The following is a 17004-nucleotide window of genomic DNA, read 5'->3' on the forward strand; positions in this document are numbered from 1 at the left end:
AGAGGGTGTCCTCCCATAGATCCATAGAACCCTGCATCTCCAAAGGTAAAGATCCCTCCATCGGACGCTACCTCCTCATACCCAGGAGAGTAGGAAGCCGCCGCTAACGACGACGCAACCCTTGCGACCGGAGGTCTCACGACCTCCGGTCGGGCCGCTACATACATAATCGAAGATAACGTTGCAAGGGAAACCAACAGGCCTCGCCAGAGAGTCTTTTTTATCAACCCACTAAAGTGAGATCTACCGTTGAGACTATAAGCACTAGGTATTTGAGATCGCAAGGATCGTGGGATAAGACGAGTTCTGATCCCGTCAGATTTACGTTCCATCGGCGCCTCTTAACTCCTATCTTACCCAACGGTTAAGTTGACCGTTATCTAAAGCAAACTACCACCGTAACTCCAATCGGCGCATCTAGAATTCTCTCCTCCCAAGAACTGCCTCTCAGCGCCCGATCGTAAACCCTCCACTGATGTAGTCGATAATGAATCGTTATCGACTCATTCGAGGTTGCACTTTAGAGTGATGCAGGGCCTAACTGTATCGCATGACACCATGCGATACATCTCCACCTGTTACAGCCCATTTCACCTCCTGCTCTATCTGTCCAGCGATGACCGATGAGATAGAAACAACCACCAACGAAATACCGCTACAGAGGTTGACTATACACAACGGAGTTGAAACCGCTTCCTTGGGCTTCTTGTAAGAACTCCCACTCTCCAAAGATAGTATCGAACTGATGCTCTGGCTTTAGGCCTCGTTGCCCTACTTTATCGTACTGACGAGCTATGGGCACAGTTGCTAAGTTAACACTGCTCCGCTTCCCCCTAAGTGCACGCTAGGATCAACACTAAAAACTCCTATTTGGCATCTACTGATGCTCCCCTAGCACCGCTTCGAAACGGCCATGCCGAACTACCTAGTTACCTCCCTTTACCTAAAGTCACACTCCTCCTATCACTATTCACCAGTACTTTTCGATCAGCTCTATCACCCATGCTTATCTTTAGGGGCGACGGTGCGTAGATTAGCGTTCTTTGGGAAAGGGTGGTCCTTCATCGATCAACCGTCACATACACATTGGCGTCATGGTGTCTCTAGGGCGCCTGTGCTATCGATGAGTAATCGGCGTCGGGTCTTGTGAAGATCTTTATATCATATAAGAGTGCCCTCGGCCCATAGTGTCGCCATCAACTAAGGCAAATGGAACGGCCGCGCGCTTTGACGATCTGGCTCCTCGGAAAAGCAGTGCCAAATGCTACGAGAATTGGCTAAGGCCTGAGTTACCTAGTCCTTGGACGGGAAGGCTCGAAGTCGAAGTCACAAATATAGGCGCTGTCTATCTATGCCTTATCCGACCCCAAAACATCCCTAAGTGGGTTACTAGGGCAGACGCAGCAAGCATCGTGTGCACATCCGCTCTTCGGAGCTTGGACATAAGGGCCTACGAATACCCCTACCCCAAGGGTCTCTATAACCCTGGTGAGAGCCTTCACAGGAGACGGTGGTCCAACGCGTCCGGATACAACCAAATCCTCCCGTAAATAGCGCCCTCACTCCGATTTGCTCCAACAGGAAAACGAACAAGATCCAGAGGTAGCCATAATCACGACAACCAAGAAATCGAGACTCACAGGCAGCAGATCGTTTAGGGCAACCTAGATCATCTAACCGTTTACGGCGTTTACCTCATTCGCTCAGTTCTGCTTCGTTCGATCTCCAAGGCAGCTCGAGACTTATAGTAGGGAACTAGCTCCACCTCTCTAAGACCTCTCTTTGGCTCACATACGATGGCTCTTTCTGGAGCAATCCATGCCAGTCGATGAGGTTCAAGCAAAGGAGACTCTTTCAACCTTATCGAACGCGAAAGCGCGCTCCTGCGACGATCCCTCTGGTCGCTGAAGGAGTACTCTTTGCTAACTTTTATACCTGACAGCGCCGAGAGGTTCCTAAGCGTCTCAACGTCGGCCACTCCTGGAAGAAGTACGGTGGTTCCAAAGAGAGTGAGAAGACCCTTCGATAGCTTTGGCCATCTGGCTTCGGCTTGGGAAAGGTCTTGTAGACAAGCCATAAGAGACATGTTCTGACTTGCGCCCTCTGAAAGAATCGAACCCAGATTGGGAAGAGGTGCAATGTTCGCCATCTCATCTAGGAACAAGGCAACCCTGTCTGTTCTACCTTCGTTGCTTGAACGGAACGCTTCTTCTCTTATGCGATCGATTAGCGTGACCACTAAAGGTGCAACTACCTTTTGAATCGCAGAGGGCGAGACGATAAAGAGGGTGTCCGTCGAAGATACGAACTCCCTCGGATCGAAGTTGAAGTCATCTCCAACATCTAACGCACCATCGTACCTATACATCGCCAAGGCACCAGATGCAGAAGAGAATATTGCAGAACGTTCACGTTCCTCACTCTGCTCCACGCTAGAGAGTATCTGCAGAGCCCTATAAGCGGAGTGCGCGCTCAGTATCGCTTTAGGCTCCTCTAGAGCCCTTACGTCGATCCACCCCACCACGTCAGAGATAGGCGCTCGTGCGTAACTCGCCGCTAGAAGCAGCGGCGCCAACAGCGCCTTTGACCGTTCCGACCAGTGCCTATCCGCACCAGTTGCGACCCCTAACGCAACGTCAACACATACATCTGCAACCTTTACGGCACGATCCAAGGTATCAGACCCTTCCACTGGAGACCATCGAGCCTCCTTGACCCCCTCAACAACCTTGATAGAGCGGGAAGGATCGAACAACCATACAGTTCCCACCCTTGATCGATCTTGCAGAGCAGCCCGCAAGACGTCAGGTTTGGTCGATGTAACAACAGCGGGTCCTTGAAAACCGATCAGGTTTGGAATAATCAGGGAAGACGTCTTCCCTGACCGAGGGGGACCCAAGACTAGCACATGCGACTCGGGGTCACTAAAGACAGCATCGGATCTGCGGTTACCAAGAAAAAACATTACGCCCCAAGGGAACAGTGTTAGGCCACCACTTGGGAGTTGTACAACTCCGATACTTGCTCTTTAGAGTAGCCTAACTCCTTCAAAATTTCAGCTGTTCTAAGAGATGCTCCAACCAAATCCTGGACCTGCTCCTGTAATTTATTGTCGAAAAATCGCGGGGCAGGAGCAGGTTGGGGCACTCCGTCCACAGAGACGAACGAATCCCTTGCGAGGTTGTGGGGGTGACACTGAGCCTCGTCTAGTGTCAGCACGGGAGTCACACACGCATCCTTATCGAAGAAGACCTCCTCCCACTCCTTGCGGTCTTTGTGACTGAACACCTCTGCGAGTTTTGCTTCCATCTTTGGCCATTGCGACCTGTCGTACTGACTTGAAAAGATCTCGTCATCATCAAGACCGAGCGTACTAATAAGTTCCGCAAAGAACTGGGGCTCCAAGGCTCCAACACTTACGAACCCGCCGTCTTTGCACCTATATGTTCGATAAAAGGGAGCGCCCCCATCAAGCAGGTTAGAGCCCCTTGTGTCTTGCCAAGAACCTTTAGCCCTAAAGCCGTGAATCATCGTTGCAAGAAGTGAAGAGCCTTCTACCATTGAGGCATCCACCACCCGCCCCTCCCCACTTCGTTGTGCATAGGCCAAAGCCCCAAGCACTCCAATTAGCAGAAGCATGGCACCGCCGCCAAAGTCACCTACGTAATTAACTGGTACAGTCGGAGCTCCATCTTTAGTCCCGATAGTTGAAAGGACACCAGAGATCGAGATGTAGTTGATGTCATGGCCGGCTCGACTAGAAAACACCCCTTCCTGCCCATAACCAGTCATTCGACCATATACCAAAGTCGGATTTAACGACATTGCGTAAGACGGACCGTATCCGAGCCTCTCCATGACACCAGGGCGAAAACCCTCCAACAAGACGTTGGACCGCCTTATCAACTCATCTACTACACCATTTGCCAAAGGGTTCTTTAGATTGATCTCAATGATCTCCTTGCCTCGTAGGAATGGATCACCCTTCCTAGCCTCCCAACTACGCCCCATGGACGCACTGGTTCCAACTCTCTCGACGGTTATCACCCTTGCACCCATATCGGCAAGCACCATTGCGGCAAATGGGCAAGGCCCGATTCCAGCAAACTCAAGTACCGTCACTCCGTTCAGAACCTTATCCACAGCCACCTTCCTTGACGTGAGAGACCGTCGAGATATGAAGTTGAAGCAACTCCCTTACCTTTTCGTCTTGGCGTTCTTGATAATCTCGTCCCTAATCAACGGCCAATTATCGGCGTTCACCTCATGGCCCATACCCGGGATGATGAACAGCTTAGACCCTCGAACTGCCTCGTGAGTTGCTACGCCACCTGAGACGTCGACCACTGGATCACTGTCTCCGTGGATCACGACGGTCGGAATAGCCAATCTCTTTAGCTCCTGCGTTCGGTCACCACTTACAAAGATCGCAGCTAGCTGCCTCAAGATACGATCCATACTCGGTACGATGGCGGTCGCCTCTTTTAGATGGTCTCTTACGTCTTCGATGTCAGCCTCCACACCTAAGACGTAAGGAGTCAAAGAAGAAGCCTCATTTTTCGATGCCTTGCCCTTTACCATCTCCGGAGCTATCCCATTGAGTAAGGCCTCAACCACCTCCTTGGAAGGCTGACCGACCGACTTCGAACCTGTCGTAGACATAATCGAAGCTAACGACAGCGCCGAGTCAGGATAAGAGATACAGAACTGCTGTGCCACCATAGCACCCATGGAGGCACCGACCATATGAACCTCCACGATCTCAAGGTGTTCGATAACCGCCTTTACATCCGCCGCCATATCCATAAGGGTGTACGGAGCCGCCGCCTTGTTCCCCAAGAATGCAGAGATTATATCGACGGGCACCTCTACAGTAGAAGACACTCCAGAGTCCCTATGGTCCACTCTAACCACATAGAAGCCCGCACCAACTAGCTGTGACACAGCCTCGTCGGACCAGTCCCTCATCTCGCCCCCAAGACCCGAAAGAAGCACCATGGCTTCGTCTTGGTCGTCTCCGAACGTCTCGTACCCTATCCTGAGACCCTTTACATCTACGAACTCTACCAAATCTCACCTACCTTTACATCTCTCAAGCTACCACCGCATCTTTAGATACACTAAGGCGTGGGCTAAGAGGTGGCTTAGTTAGCTGAGATCGACCCCTGATCGCTTGGGTCTATGTGCAAAAGTCTGTCTTTGGCGACTTGGAACTCTCTTTCTGTGAGCATCCCCTCCTTGAGAAGCAGCGCAAGCCGTTCCAGGTCGTCCACGAGTCCACCCGTCCTCGGACCAGAGCTATCCGCCTGAACAGTCGGAACCACAGCCGCTTTTGGTGTCTCCTTGGTCGAAGCTGTCGCAATCGTGGATCTCACGGCCAAGGGTTCAGGTACACAGATGATCTTCTCTGACCCACTTAGGTTGGCTGAAGCGATCTCTATGTTTCCATAGTGAAAGATCCGACCAAACGGACTCTGTTGACATGAAACGTTGTTGATCTTGTTCAACGGAATCTCTTTAGTGCTTCTTGTAAAAACTCCCTTTTCAAGTACCACCCGTTTGGAGGTGATGATCATAAACTCATCTTTCCAAAACAGCCAGTTGTAAGCAAAAAACCCCGATCCTAAGACCAAGACAGCTAGAGAAAGAACTGTTCTATAGCCAAGAGACAAAGGCAGATAAGCGGCTATCACGAGAGCCATCAAAAATGCCCCTAAAAGAACCAAACCCGGGCGCAGCAACTTAACCCATTTCAGCCTAACTACCTGAACCAGATCCTCGTCTTCTTGAAGTGTCTGCTTGAGCAAAGCCCGGTATCTGCGGCTGCCATCAACTTCGGCGCTCATAATGGCTCTGGTTGGATGCCTAGGCTAACTTCGAAGCTACCGATGAGGCCGACCGTAGCACGGTGCCGTCCGCTCCGGCGGTCGTGGAGTAGGTCGAAGGGGAACTCTTTGCCTCTTCTAGATAGATCATCAACTGATCACCAAAGCTAAGCTTAGGCTCTATCCACAGATAGTGTGACAGAGACCCAGGGATAGTATTTACCTCGTTTAGGTAAAGCTCGTCGCCTTCAGAGGCTAAGAAGTCAACACGAAAGACAGAGCGCACACCGATTACCGAAGCTACCTTGTGAACTATCTCAGATACCTTCTTCTCCACCTCGTGAGAGACTTTCGCCGGGAGCTCTCGGGGTGCTGTCGCCATACCCTCGCCAGCTATGTACTTGTCCTTGTAGCTAAGTATCTCTCCGGCAGTCCCACGCTTCATAGGTCTTTCAAGTGGTGACAACGTCAGCTCAGGAAACGACCTAACCGCTAGCTGTAGATCGAACAGATCCGCTCTGTAGGGCTCTACAACCGCTCCATAACGCAGGTGGACGTTTGCACTAAGTCTCATTTTCGCCGTTGCGAGATCTTCAACTACATCTATACCCAGAGATGAACCTCCATAACGAGGCTTTACGATATAGGGTCCCTCGAAAGGCAGGGTCTCGGTCGTAGAGTCGAGGTTGGCTCTTTGAAGAACAGGCACGCCAAGGTCTTTCATCAAAGACCCAAACGAAAGCTTATCCATTCCAAGCGCAGCTGCTCGTGCGGTGGGTCCGGTATAGGAGATGTTGGCCTGATCAAAGATACCTTGAAGTGTTCCGTCTTCCCCTGGACCACCGTGGCAACAGTTTACTACTATATCAACATCGACCCTCTTCGACTTCGACAACAGGCCGCTTGCTCCTTGATAAAACCCAGGCTCGGACCCTAACCTTAGATAGATCGGTGACGCCTTTGGCGGCAGACCATTTGCAAAGTCCTTAGCCTCAGCCTGCGAATCGATCAGGTAGAACTCTCCCTGCTTACTCCAGTAGATCGGCACAACAGGGACCTTCTTGGAACTCAGCGCTCTTACCGCTTGAAGGCCGGTGAGAATGGATATATCGTGCTCGGGCGAACGACCACCGAATACTACCCCTATCAACTCCATAGAACTACCTCGTCATAACTAGAAAACCACGCCCTTTATCCTAAGGCTTGTCTAGGGAAAGTGATCTGGTAAGTCGTTCTCATACAAAACGACGTCACGATCGCTTAGATGCTCGCGCACCCAAGCCACAGCCGCCTCTCTTGTTCTGACCTCCACGATCTGGGTAAGGGTGGCGTCGGGTCCTGAAGCCCCCTCTTTGGCACCCCTTCTCAGAGCCTCTTGGTTAGTTCGACCAACGATAATAAGGATAGAGGCAACCTCTGCGATAGCCCTTGCGAACCTATAGTTCTCGATAAACTGCTTATGACCTAGTTCTATCATTCCAGGGGTGACCACCACCCCGCGCTTTCCAGTATCCACTCTTCTCTTTAGAGCCGCAAGAGCTCGCCTAGCCCCCGCAGGGTTGGAGTTGTACGTATCGTCGAGCACCTCCACTCCCTGTTCACCGGCGACAACGGCGTTGAGTCTGTTCGGCGGTGCCTTTATCTCCGATAAGGAGTCCGCTACTGCACTCTCTGGAACACCCACCGCAAGCGCAGCGGCCACTGCGCACGCCAGATTACCAGGAGAGATATCACCTTCGTCGACCGCACCGATTCGTCGCTGCTCCAGGTAGACCACCAACTTGCCTTCATCGTCACTCTTCACGCTAACGAATGCTGAGAAGTCCTTTTCAGAGACCCGGTACACCTTCTTTCCTGCCTGCTCGAGGTCGTTTGCAGCTAGAGCTAGCTTTGGGTAGTCGACATTGACGATAACTACGTCACAGGCGTCAGTGACCTCAAGTTCCGCCTTTAGGATCTGGTCCTCCGAGCCAAATCGCTCCAGATGGACCGGTCCAAGAGCACACATAACCGCTACGTCAGGAGGAATCCAGGTGCAAAGACTCGCTATTTCGCCGTGCGAAAACGTACCCATCTCAGCTACGAAGAGTTCAACTGAATCTTCTAGGTGCTCGTTTATCGTTCTAGCCAGTCCAGCTCTGTTGTTGTACGAAGCAGGAGAGGCCACGACCGACATAGAGCTTCGAGCCAACGTAGCTATGTAGTTCTTGGTCGTTGTCTTTCCAAAAGATCCACTTATCGCCACGATCTTGGGCTGCGTTCGCTTTAGCTTCGCCTCTGCCTTGGAGACGAACCTCGATAAACCTCTCGCCTCGATAGGTCTAGTAATCCAAAGCGCAACTTCCACTAAGACAGGCATCAACAACGGGACTAGGGCTAGATAGAGATACTCAAATTCGAGGGCAAGCGACACTCCAACGCCCAGTAGATACACAGCGGCTAAAGCCACCATAAGCCTCTTCATCCTCGCAGTCACGGCTAGCTTAGATGTTCTGCCTCTGAGCGAGAGCCCGAGCGGGAACACTGCCACCACAACTAATACCACCCCGACAACCAGGTCTTTTAGAGAGAGGGGTAGATCGTTGCGACTCTCAAAGCCAGCTAAGAGGTACGCAAGCACAAAGACGATCGAATTAATTCGAGCTGTCTTGTAAGACCACCATCTAATAGCGAATCTCGTGGTGTATCCGACGATGTAATGTTCTCTCTGTGCCACCCGGAGCCACTTGATCGCTGAGACCACCGAAGCTCCAGTTCCGAGCACAATTGCTACGGCCAGTACGTAGTCTCCTGTGCTCATAGCCCCGTCCTAAGAAGCGATGCCGCTTTATCCAATACTATCTCTGCGAGCACCTTTGGAGCCTCTACAGGCAGGAGGTGACCCACATCAGGAACGGTAACTACTTTGGCATCTGGCATGAGACCTTGAGCTACCTTAGCCTGCGCCACGGATGTGACACCGTCTCTTTCTCCAAAGAGTAAAGTAGTGGGACACTTTATTATCGGGAAAAGTTCCTCATAACTCTCGTTGACCGACCGGACCAGGATCTCTCGCATAACCCCTGAAGCGTTACGGTAGTCCTCTGAACCGTATCTCTGTCTCATCTTTTCCATCTTTGCATCGCTTAGAAGACCCAGAGAGTGCAGCTTTCTGGCAACCTTCACAGAGGGACTTACACGCGCCTTTTTCACATCTCTTATAAGTGGGGTTCCCACCAGAACCATATGACCGACTCTCTCTGGCATCTTTTTAGCTGCTAGCGAGAGCGCTACTCTTCCACCAAATGAGTGTCCCACGATCAGCACCTTTTCATCCTCACCCCGTCCCCCAAAGAGTTCATCGATCATCTCAGCGATCAGATCCGCATACTCCGAGGTTGACAGGGCAGAGCCGGGTACCGGTGATGAACCAAAGCCAGGGAGATCCACACGCACGGTCTTTAGACGCTCAGACCCCGCCTCACCGATCATCTCCGCCACGGTTGGAGCGAAATCCTGCGAGCTTCTACCCCAACCGTGCATCATTACGACCGATAGTTCGCCCTCGCCCTCGATGTGAGCAAAGACCTTGCCCTCACAAAATCCTTTTAGCAAAGCGAACTCTCCCTAGTAGTAATCGCACAAAGACCCTGCGATTCTATCACCGAGAAAGTTTATACCGAAGCAAACAGGTGCCCTTCGCTACCTAATCCCCTAAAGCGTTGCTGTCATCTGTGTGCGATGAAGATGAAGTGAAGACCTCGTCTTCATCGTCAAGGTACGCCAAACACCACGAGGCGTGGCCTTCCTCGGAGTCCCCCCCGCACTCCTCACATCTAACCTTCGGTTCGATAAACGCTCGCTTGGCCTTTCTCGCCTCTTCAAATTTGCGGTGGCGTCCTTTTTTCACGAGCAGCTCCTCGAATAATTAGACAACTACATAACATATTAGAGCCTAGTCTGTAATCGAACACCTAGACCAGGCTGGAGATATGCATTTCATATCTATTCGTACAACCCAACTGAACCTTGAGTTATGCCCAGATCGCGTCAGATAACGCCTTGCATCCAACTAACGTTTTTCTCATTATGGACGAGGTTTTTGAACCACAAGAGATGATCGATCGTTTCAAGCTCAGAGCAGAAGCGGTAAAGGCGCGACAGATACCACCGGTTGAAGGACAGGAACGGAGACTCTTTGTCGAACAAGCAAGGCTTGACTACTTTGACTTCTCCATAATCGCAGACGGCGAAGCTACCCTCGAAGACGGAGTCTTGACCATTAGGGTCGATCTGCGTCCCAAGCAGGAGAGCTAGCGATCCTATAGGCAAACTCTTTTGCCTCGTGCGCTTTGTAGGTTACATGATGCCAAGATCTCCAACCGATCGAGTCTCCTCGGTCTCTAGGAACGACATGAAAGTGAAGATGAGGAACCGACTGGCCTACGACATTGTTATTTAGCAGCAACACACCTTGACTCAAGCAAGCCTCCTTCACAGCCGCTGCTGCCCGTCTCACGACTTCAAAGTAGCCTTGAACCTCTTGCTTTTCGAGGTTGTATATAAGTTCTACGTGGCGTCTGGGGACGACCAGGACGTGCCCTTTGGCGACTGGACTATGGTCCAGGAACGCCAACGTCGAGCTGTCTTCATAGACGAGATATGCTTCGAGCTCCTTTGAGACGATCCTACAAAACACACAACGACACATAAGCCTCCTGTAGGCCTCGGACCCCAAGACGCAAGCATAGCGCCAAAGGGTTGGGTAGTGCCTAAAATAACACCTATAGAAATCGACAGATACACATATAACATAGGTTCCACGATCGATGGGCGTAGCACCAAAGCTTACTGGATCGACACGGACGAGGCTTTGGAGCGCCTCGTCTCTGTAATCTCCCAAGACGACTCCATAGCGATAGACACGGAGTTTCACAGGGAAAAGACCTACTATCCACGTCTTGCTTTAGTCCAGCTTGCGCGTTCAAACGGAGAGGTAGTGCTAATAGACCCTTTCCGAGTGCGCCTACGGGCTTTATCGACACTTTTTGAAGGTGATATAGAGTTTATTTTCCACGCCTTTGATCAGGACCTCGCCATCTTGGAACGTAGCGTAGGAACCATTCCAAGACGTCTTTACGACACACAGATATCCGCTGGATTTCTTGGAACCGCTCGGGCGGGACTGGGAACTTTGTTAGAGAGGTTCCTTGGGATAAAGCTTCAAAAGGCCGCCAGATTCTCCGACTGGACCGCAAGACCGCTTACAAAGAGTCAGGTTGACTACGCGTGTGAAGATGTGGTCTTTCTCCATTCTTTAAAAGACGCAATCGACGCTTCACTTCGCAGGTTAGGCAGGGTACCTTGGGTAGAGGAAGAACTTGCGCGCACTTTAGATCGAATGGGCAAGAGCGTCGAACCTGATGCCGCTTGGTTGAAGATCAAAGAGTGTAAGGGGCTAGACGAACAGTCAAAGCGAGTGGCTCGTTCGCTAGCTGCGTGGCGAGAGACAACTGCTCGTGAGAACGACATACCTTGCCGCTACATCCTGTCAGATCTTGCGATAGCCACTATATCCCACGCCAAGCCGCGTTCAATGGAGGTTCTTCTCAACCTACGTGGTGTTGACGCTGGAAAGCTTAGTCAAAAGACTCAGAACGAGATCATGGAGGCGATCAAAGAGGGGCTTGCCTCTTCGAAACCGACCGAGTCTCCCTACTACGAGGGAAACAACTACCCAAGACATCTTACCCCTCTCCTTCAGCTCTGCCAGGCTTGGGTAGCCGCAGTTGCTCAAAGGGAGCAGATCGACTCCACAATAGTAAGCTCAAAGGACGACCTTCAAGACCTGATCTCTAAGAACGAAGAGTCTCGTCTAAAAAGCGGTTGGAGGTACGAACTTGTGGGTCGTGACCTTGTAAATATCGTAACTGGACGCTACGGAGTTGCAGTCGATGCTGGCGACGCCTTGGAGATAGTACCTTTGGATCACCGGCGGTAGTGGGCTTCGTCCCTAATCGACGATCCAACGACTTAGCCTCTACAACATCGACGAAACTCCAAGTAAGTGGTCATTGGAAACTCTGCCCGGACATCTCTGCCAATGTCTCTGCGGCTAAGCGTCTTAGATCACCCGCACCAAACAGTAGTCCTTCTTGCCACGCCTTAGAACTATCAATTCATCGTGGATTAGATCCGCATCTGTGACAGCCTCTCCCTCTGATCGTTTTCGGTCGTTGACATAGAATCCACCTTGTCGAACCGTGCGGGCGGCCTCACTTTTGGACGACACAAGCGGAGTCTTAGATAAAAGGTCAACCGGATCGATCGCAAGAGTCTCCTTTGCTATCTCGATCTTTGGCGCTTCGGTAAGAGCGAGCATCAATATATCCTTAGGAGCCTCGTCTAGTCTACCCTGGTACAACAACGTGGATGCTCTTTGAGCCTTTATAGCTTCTTCCCTTCCGTGTACAAAAGCCGTTACCTCAAAAGCTAACGCACCATGGGCGCTCCGTCGCTCTGGATGGGTCTTCAACTCTTCCTCGAGCTCTCTAATCTCCTCCAAAGACAACAAGGTAAAGTAACGCAGATAGGTTCCCACCATCTCGTCTTCTGAACGGATAAAGAACTGATAGAGCTCATAGGGGGTAGTCTTTTTCGGGTCAAGCCAGACGGCGTTGCCCGCAGACTTACCGAACTTGGTTCCATCGGACTTTGTGACCAAAGGAGTCGTAGCGCCAAAGACCGTCTTGCCCGATACTCGTCGCACATAGTCGACTCCCGCCACGATGTTACCCCATTGATCCGAACCTCCAAACTGAACCCTGACTTCATAAGGCGGTAGAGACAGCTGATAGAAGTCGTACGCTTGAAGCAACATGTAGGAGAACTCGGTAAAAGACAGGCTCTGTTGATCACCTAGACGACTGCGAACGGAGTCCCTCTGCAACATAGTCGACACACTAAAGGACTTGCCGACGTCCCTTAGAAACTCAAGCAGTCCCATATCTTTAAACCAAGTGGAGTTGTTGACCAACAAGGCGCTACTATCTGAGGACTCAAAGTCGAGGTATCTAGAGAGCTGAGAAGATACGCAAGCCAAGTTGTAGGAGATAACATCTTCACTTAGAAGGTTTCGCTCTGAAGAGCGGCCAGAGGGATCTCCAATCATTCCGGTTGCGCCGCCAGCAACAAAGACTGGTCGATGTCCATACAGCTGTAGCCGCCTCATGGTGACGATCTGGAGCAGATTCCCCACCGTCAACGAATCAGCTGTCGGATCAAAGCCCACATAGATAGATAGTTTCTCGTCGTCTAACGCTCTCTCCAACTCTGGAGAACTCACCTGATAGATTACGCCACGTTCTTGAAGTTCGCTAAAGACACCCATCTGACACTTTCTTTCGTCCGTTTTGACTCAAGACACTATAGAGACTCTACAGCACATTTTGTTAGAGGCACAGTGCTACCAAGGCGGCCTAGATCTTTGCTACTGAGATCGCTGGACGTAGACAACCGTGCCGGCACTCCCAAAGTACACCGTACCACCGGGGTAGTACCAGGCGGTCTCGGGGTATCCATCGTAGGTAGTCGTACCGGTGGAACTCGGTTCTCCCCAAAGATCTATCACTTGAGCTTGGCTGTCCCCGTAAGGGATGTAGGGATAGCTCGAAGTTTGACTCACCACCGTAGTCGACGGGGTCGAAGGCGGCGAGGAAGTCCCAGATGAGGTGGGTAGAGACTGAGTCGTTGTCGCACCAGCTGGAGTTTGAGCCTGTGACCAGTAGAAGTTGAAGAGTGCAAGAGCAGAGGTGTAGACCGTTGGATTGGAGGTTATTACCCCGACCTCACGGTTGTTGTAAAGGGAGGGTTCCGAGAAGTTTTGGGAGCCAATAAAGGTCCTAGAACCAGCGACTATTAGCTTTGCATGCAGATAAGGTGTGCTAATCTCTCTAATTTGAACGCCGTAACTCATCAACTGGGACACATAGCTTGTCTCACCGGGACTAAGCGTCGAAGGTACAAGCATCCTCACCTGCGGTCCCATCCCTTCGATAGCTTGATATATCGATGGCGTGTACCCAAGCTCCTCTGTCATGATCTCAATTGGACCGCCTCCTTGAATCAACGAGATAAGCTGAGTCGCTGAACCAGGAGAAAGCACTAGGTAAGTACGCGCCTGAGGACCAGCGCTTACTCCGCTCCAGTCTGCACGAAACACGTCGTAAAGAGCCGACACTATCTGTGGATCAGAGGTCTCAAGATCGTCTTCTATGTTGTTTCCATCGAAGGCGCTGGCCGTAGCGTTAGCCGATCCAAAGATAGCTACGGCGTCTCTTTGCAAAGGATCGACCAGGAGGTACTTTGCGTGATCGTACGAGTACGTACCCTCAAATCTAGAGGGTGCCACCTTTATGTGCACCTTGGTGCCGTTAAAGATATTGAGCGTCTGAGCAGATGCATAGCTCTCTCCAAAGGGGTTACCGTCTATGATCACATCTACTGTCACTCCTCGGCTCGCTGCAGAGATAAGTGCCGATTCAACTGAAGAGTCAGTCAACAAATAGTAGTTTGCGTCAATCTGAGAGGTCGCTGACGATATGGCGTTGAGCCAGGGCGACTCTCCGTCTTTGGGTTCAGAGAGAAACGTCATCGACGAACCAGGAGAGCCAGAAACTTGCGAAGACTGCACTGTCTGGCTAGGTGCTTTGGTAGTTTGAGCAGGAACCTCAGTTGAAGTGGTGGTGACGGTGGTCTTCACCGCCGTCTCTTTGACATTGGTCTTTGGCACCCCAGCTCTCGCTGCAGGGGCGCCACAGCTGGAGAGTAAGAGAGCTGCGACCAAAGACGCAGTAAAGTTTTGATACAAAACTCCAAAGATAAAACGTGTTAGAGCCTTCATCGCATTGACAGTACCACAGAGAAGTTACACCTCTGTCACCTCAACGCCAAGACATAGAGTCTTCTTAGGGCCGGCGACTTCTAGCAAGGACCCATAAGTCCATTGCGTTAGCCATCTCCCACTTCATCTTTGTAAGCCCAACTACCCGAATTATCCCTGCGTTATGCGAAAGAGCTCTTTGGCGCGTGCACCATCGACAGCTTGTTCCTTCCCGTCTCCTTTGAGAGGTAAAGAGCCCTATCAACACTTTCGAGTAACTCCTCTGGGGTATCTGCACCATAACCACCAAAAGAGAGCCCTCCCAAAGAGATCGTGACGTTAATCTCTGTGTCACCGTATCGTATCTTTTGCGTCTCAACGTTCATGCGAATACGTTCCGCCAACGCCTCAACGTCGCCGTCCCCGGCTCCTGGAGCAATAATTAAGAACTCCTCCCCACCTACTCTTACAAGCACGTCGCCTTCTCGAAGGTTCTTTCGAACCGCATCCGACACGGCCTTTAACACTCGATCGCCGAAGAGGTGACCATGGGTGTCGTTGACCTTTTTGAAGAAGTCGATATCGAATGCGATGAGTCCTAGTGGTGCCTTATCCCGAACGGTTCTGGAAAACTCCTCACCGAGGCGTCCCATACCAAAGCGGCGATTGTATGTACCGGTCAAGGGGTCAACAGCGGCCAGTCGTTGGAATCTCTCGTGACTAATAGCGTTGATCAGAGTGACGGAGATCGCAGGCTGCAGGGCCTCAAGCAGACGAGTATGTCTAAAGGAGAGTCGGCTGTTACAGGCGAAGATCATCGCTCCAAGGGCTTGGCCCCCTACATGGACAGGAACGACCACGATAGATACTGGGCGAAAACTCAGCAGTGAGGTCACTACGACAACCTCTCTCGGAAGATCTAGTATCTTGATGGCAGAGGACTCAATGGCAGTTTCGATCAACTTTAGACTATCTAGGGCACTAAAGCGGATGTTCTGACCCTTCACCAGCTCCGTCGAGCCGTCCCTTACAACAAATAAGGCTGAAGCGTCAGCTCCGATCTCACTAGAGAGAAAAGAGAGTGTTGCAGCAGCGAGTTCTTCGAGATCAAGGTATTCAGCTAGCCTACTGCTAAGTGAATAGATCAAGTTTTCAAAGCTATGCGCTTCCTCCAGCGCCAGCACAAGGGCGTTGAACGCTTTGGCTGACTCTCCAAACTCGTCAGCAGAGTCGACATCCAAGGCGCAGAGATCTGAAGAACATCCGCTCCAGTCGCCGGTCATCTGCGCGTGCTCCAAAGATCTCGTAACCCCGGTCATTGACGACGCAAGCCTCTTTAGTCTCGCACCTACCACCCGATGAGCCAGCAGGAAGTTGACCGTACCGACACTAACCCCAGCTAGCACTGAGAGGGTGAAGAACCAAGGATTTAGTACTGCTTTGCCCTGTGGTAGAACTAAGGTAATCGCAATCGGAAACGTCAAGCCTGTTAGAACTCCAAAGCCACCCATCCACAGGGCGAGGTCCCAAAACACCCTCTTGGTGATGCGTTGACGTGAAACACCATCTTCAGTAACTGAAACACGCTGTTCAGGAAAGCTCATGCAAGGTGTTCGACATTTAGCGCGTAAAAATTTAGTTAGTGAACCATACTGTGTTATCACGAGAGACGCTGGGTTAGGTCTCAATAGCCCCTATTCGATGAAAACGTTGAAAGACGATCTCCATTTATCTGATATATGGACCAGAGTCGTGAGTACGACTTGAGATCTACTCGAGCGACAAGATAGCCCTTACCCCAGGCACCCCTGAGCTAGATATAGAGTTCATAGCCAACGAGGAGAGATAAAGTGGTGAAGCCCCATAAGACCTATATACATTAGGGCTGATAGATGTCTTTTCAATTTGGCCACCTACAGCGACAAAAGATGACTTTAGCAACGCCTGCAGGTTACCCTGGCTTCTTTGAATGGTTCTCTCTTCGCTTCTAATCTGAGCCACCAGAGACGACATCATGCAAAATACAACACCACCAGCTAGAACTGCTCTCGCTTTCTTGCTACCAACGCCAGTACCGAACACCTATAAAATCCTCTCTTTCGACTCAGATACAGTTGATAAGACGCACGACTTACCACCTTGGTTCAATTATCGCGTGGATAAAACAGCTATCGTCTCAAATACCACATAATTTCGCCTTCGTTCTCCGGTTCAAGCCAGATCCAACTACCACGAGGTGTCGTCTGCGGAGATGAATTCTGCCTAAAGCGTGTTGATCCTTTGACTATGGCCCCGCAACGCTGAGGGCTGGTAGATGGT

18 protein-coding genes are annotated in these 17004 nt (G+C 51.1%); 2 read left to right on the top strand and 16 right to left on the bottom strand.

What is annotated here, in order from left to right; all coding sequences use genetic code 11:
* The 11 genes from BUA24_RS12355 to BUA24_RS00310 all read right to left on the bottom strand — a co-directional run.
* The coding region (locus BUA24_RS12355; RefSeq protein ID WP_218587366.1) for a hypothetical protein at positions 1-227 on the bottom strand (227 nt) is incomplete at its 3' end.
* Positions 224-361, bottom strand: coding sequence for a hypothetical protein (locus tag BUA24_RS12760; RefSeq protein ID WP_218587367.1), 138 nt, complete (start codon positions 359-361; stop codon positions 224-226). The genes BUA24_RS12355 and BUA24_RS12760, both read right to left, overlap by 4 nt.
* Before the next feature lie 294 nt (positions 362-655).
* On the bottom strand, positions 656-802 hold the full coding sequence (locus tag BUA24_RS12360; RefSeq protein ID WP_178138643.1) for a hypothetical protein: 147 nt from the start codon (positions 800-802) through the stop codon (positions 656-658).
* Positions 803-1690: 888 nt separating this feature from the next.
* Positions 1691-2965 carry a type IV secretory system conjugative DNA transfer family protein gene (locus tag BUA24_RS00275; RefSeq protein ID WP_072787581.1) on the bottom strand — a complete coding sequence of 425 codons (1275 nt, stop codon included), beginning with the start codon at positions 2963-2965 and terminating at the stop codon, positions 1691-1693.
* 20 nt (positions 2966-2985) lie between these two features.
* Positions 2986-4143 carry a CaiB/BaiF CoA transferase family protein gene (locus BUA24_RS00280; protein ID WP_072787591.1) on the bottom strand — a complete coding sequence of 386 codons (1158 nt, stop codon included), beginning with the start codon at positions 4141-4143 and terminating at the stop codon, positions 2986-2988.
* A 54-nt stretch (positions 4144-4197) separates the two neighbouring features.
* Positions 4198-5070: an alpha/beta fold hydrolase gene (locus BUA24_RS00285; RefSeq protein WP_072787593.1), complete on the bottom strand. Its 873-nt coding sequence runs from the start codon at positions 5068-5070 to the stop codon at positions 4198-4200.
* A gap of 74 nt (positions 5071-5144) precedes the next feature.
* Positions 5145-5846, bottom strand: a complete 702-nt coding sequence (locus BUA24_RS00290; RefSeq protein ID WP_072787595.1) for a PH domain-containing protein — start codon at positions 5844-5846, stop codon at positions 5145-5147.
* Between the two features lie 19 nt (positions 5847-5865).
* Positions 5866-6981, bottom strand: coding sequence for a D-alanine--D-alanine ligase (locus tag BUA24_RS00295; protein WP_072787597.1), 1116 nt, complete (start codon positions 6979-6981; stop codon positions 5866-5868).
* A gap of 51 nt (positions 6982-7032) precedes the next feature.
* Entirely contained in the window at positions 7033-8625 is a 1593-nt protein-coding gene (locus BUA24_RS00300; protein ID WP_072787598.1) for a Mur ligase family protein, read from the bottom strand.
* A complete protein-coding gene (locus BUA24_RS00305; protein ID WP_072787600.1) occupies positions 8622-9419 on the bottom strand; it encodes an alpha/beta fold hydrolase in 798 nt (265 codons plus the stop codon). Before BUA24_RS00305 ends, BUA24_RS00300 begins: the two co-directional genes overlap by 4 nt.
* Positions 9420-9510: 91 nt before the next feature.
* Positions 9511-9714 carry a hypothetical protein gene (locus BUA24_RS00310; protein ID WP_072787602.1) on the bottom strand — a complete coding sequence of 68 codons (204 nt, stop codon included), beginning with the start codon at positions 9712-9714 and terminating at the stop codon, positions 9511-9513.
* Between the two features lie 179 nt (positions 9715-9893).
* On the opposite strand from BUA24_RS00310, the gene BUA24_RS00315 reads away from it, so the two are divergent.
* Positions 9894-10121, top strand: coding sequence for a hypothetical protein (locus BUA24_RS00315; protein ID WP_072787604.1), 228 nt, complete (start codon positions 9894-9896; stop codon positions 10119-10121).
* Here BUA24_RS00315 and BUA24_RS00320 read toward each other — a convergent pair.
* Positions 10087-10503, bottom strand: a complete 417-nt coding sequence (locus BUA24_RS00320) for an HIT family protein (RefSeq protein WP_218587368.1) — start codon at positions 10501-10503, stop codon at positions 10087-10089. The two genes, BUA24_RS00315 and BUA24_RS00320, sit on opposite strands and share 35 nt — an antisense overlap.
* 69 nt (positions 10504-10572) lie before the next feature.
* Between BUA24_RS00320 and BUA24_RS00325 the strand changes: the two genes are divergently transcribed.
* On the top strand, positions 10573-11805 hold the full coding sequence (locus tag BUA24_RS00325; RefSeq protein ID WP_072787609.1) for a ribonuclease D: 1233 nt from the start codon (positions 10573-10575) through the stop codon (positions 11803-11805).
* 123 nt (positions 11806-11928) lie between these two features.
* Here the strand turns inward: BUA24_RS00325 and tyrS are convergent, their stop codons facing one another.
* From tyrS to BUA24_RS00345, 4 genes are all read right to left on the bottom strand, one after another.
* A complete protein-coding gene (tyrS, locus tag BUA24_RS00330) occupies positions 11929-13194 on the bottom strand; it encodes a tyrosine--tRNA ligase (protein ID WP_072787611.1) in 1266 nt (421 codons plus the stop codon).
* A gap of 99 nt (positions 13195-13293) precedes the next feature.
* Entirely contained in the window at positions 13294-14706 is a 1413-nt protein-coding gene (locus tag BUA24_RS00335) for a phospholipase D-like domain-containing protein (protein ID WP_072787613.1), read from the bottom strand.
* Positions 14707-14867: 161 nt separating this feature from the next.
* A complete protein-coding gene (locus BUA24_RS00340; RefSeq protein ID WP_072787615.1) occupies positions 14868-16289 on the bottom strand; it encodes a GGDEF domain-containing protein in 1422 nt (473 codons plus the stop codon).
* A gap of 166 nt (positions 16290-16455) precedes the next feature.
* On the bottom strand, positions 16456-16767 hold the full coding sequence (locus tag BUA24_RS00345) for a hypothetical protein (RefSeq protein ID WP_072787617.1): 312 nt from the start codon (positions 16765-16767) through the stop codon (positions 16456-16458).
* Positions 16768-17004 lie beyond the last annotated feature (237 nt).

This window comes from Ferrithrix thermotolerans DSM 19514 (genome assembly GCF_900128965.1).
Lineage (GTDB): Bacteria > Actinomycetota > Acidimicrobiia > Acidimicrobiales > Acidimicrobiaceae > Ferrithrix > Ferrithrix thermotolerans.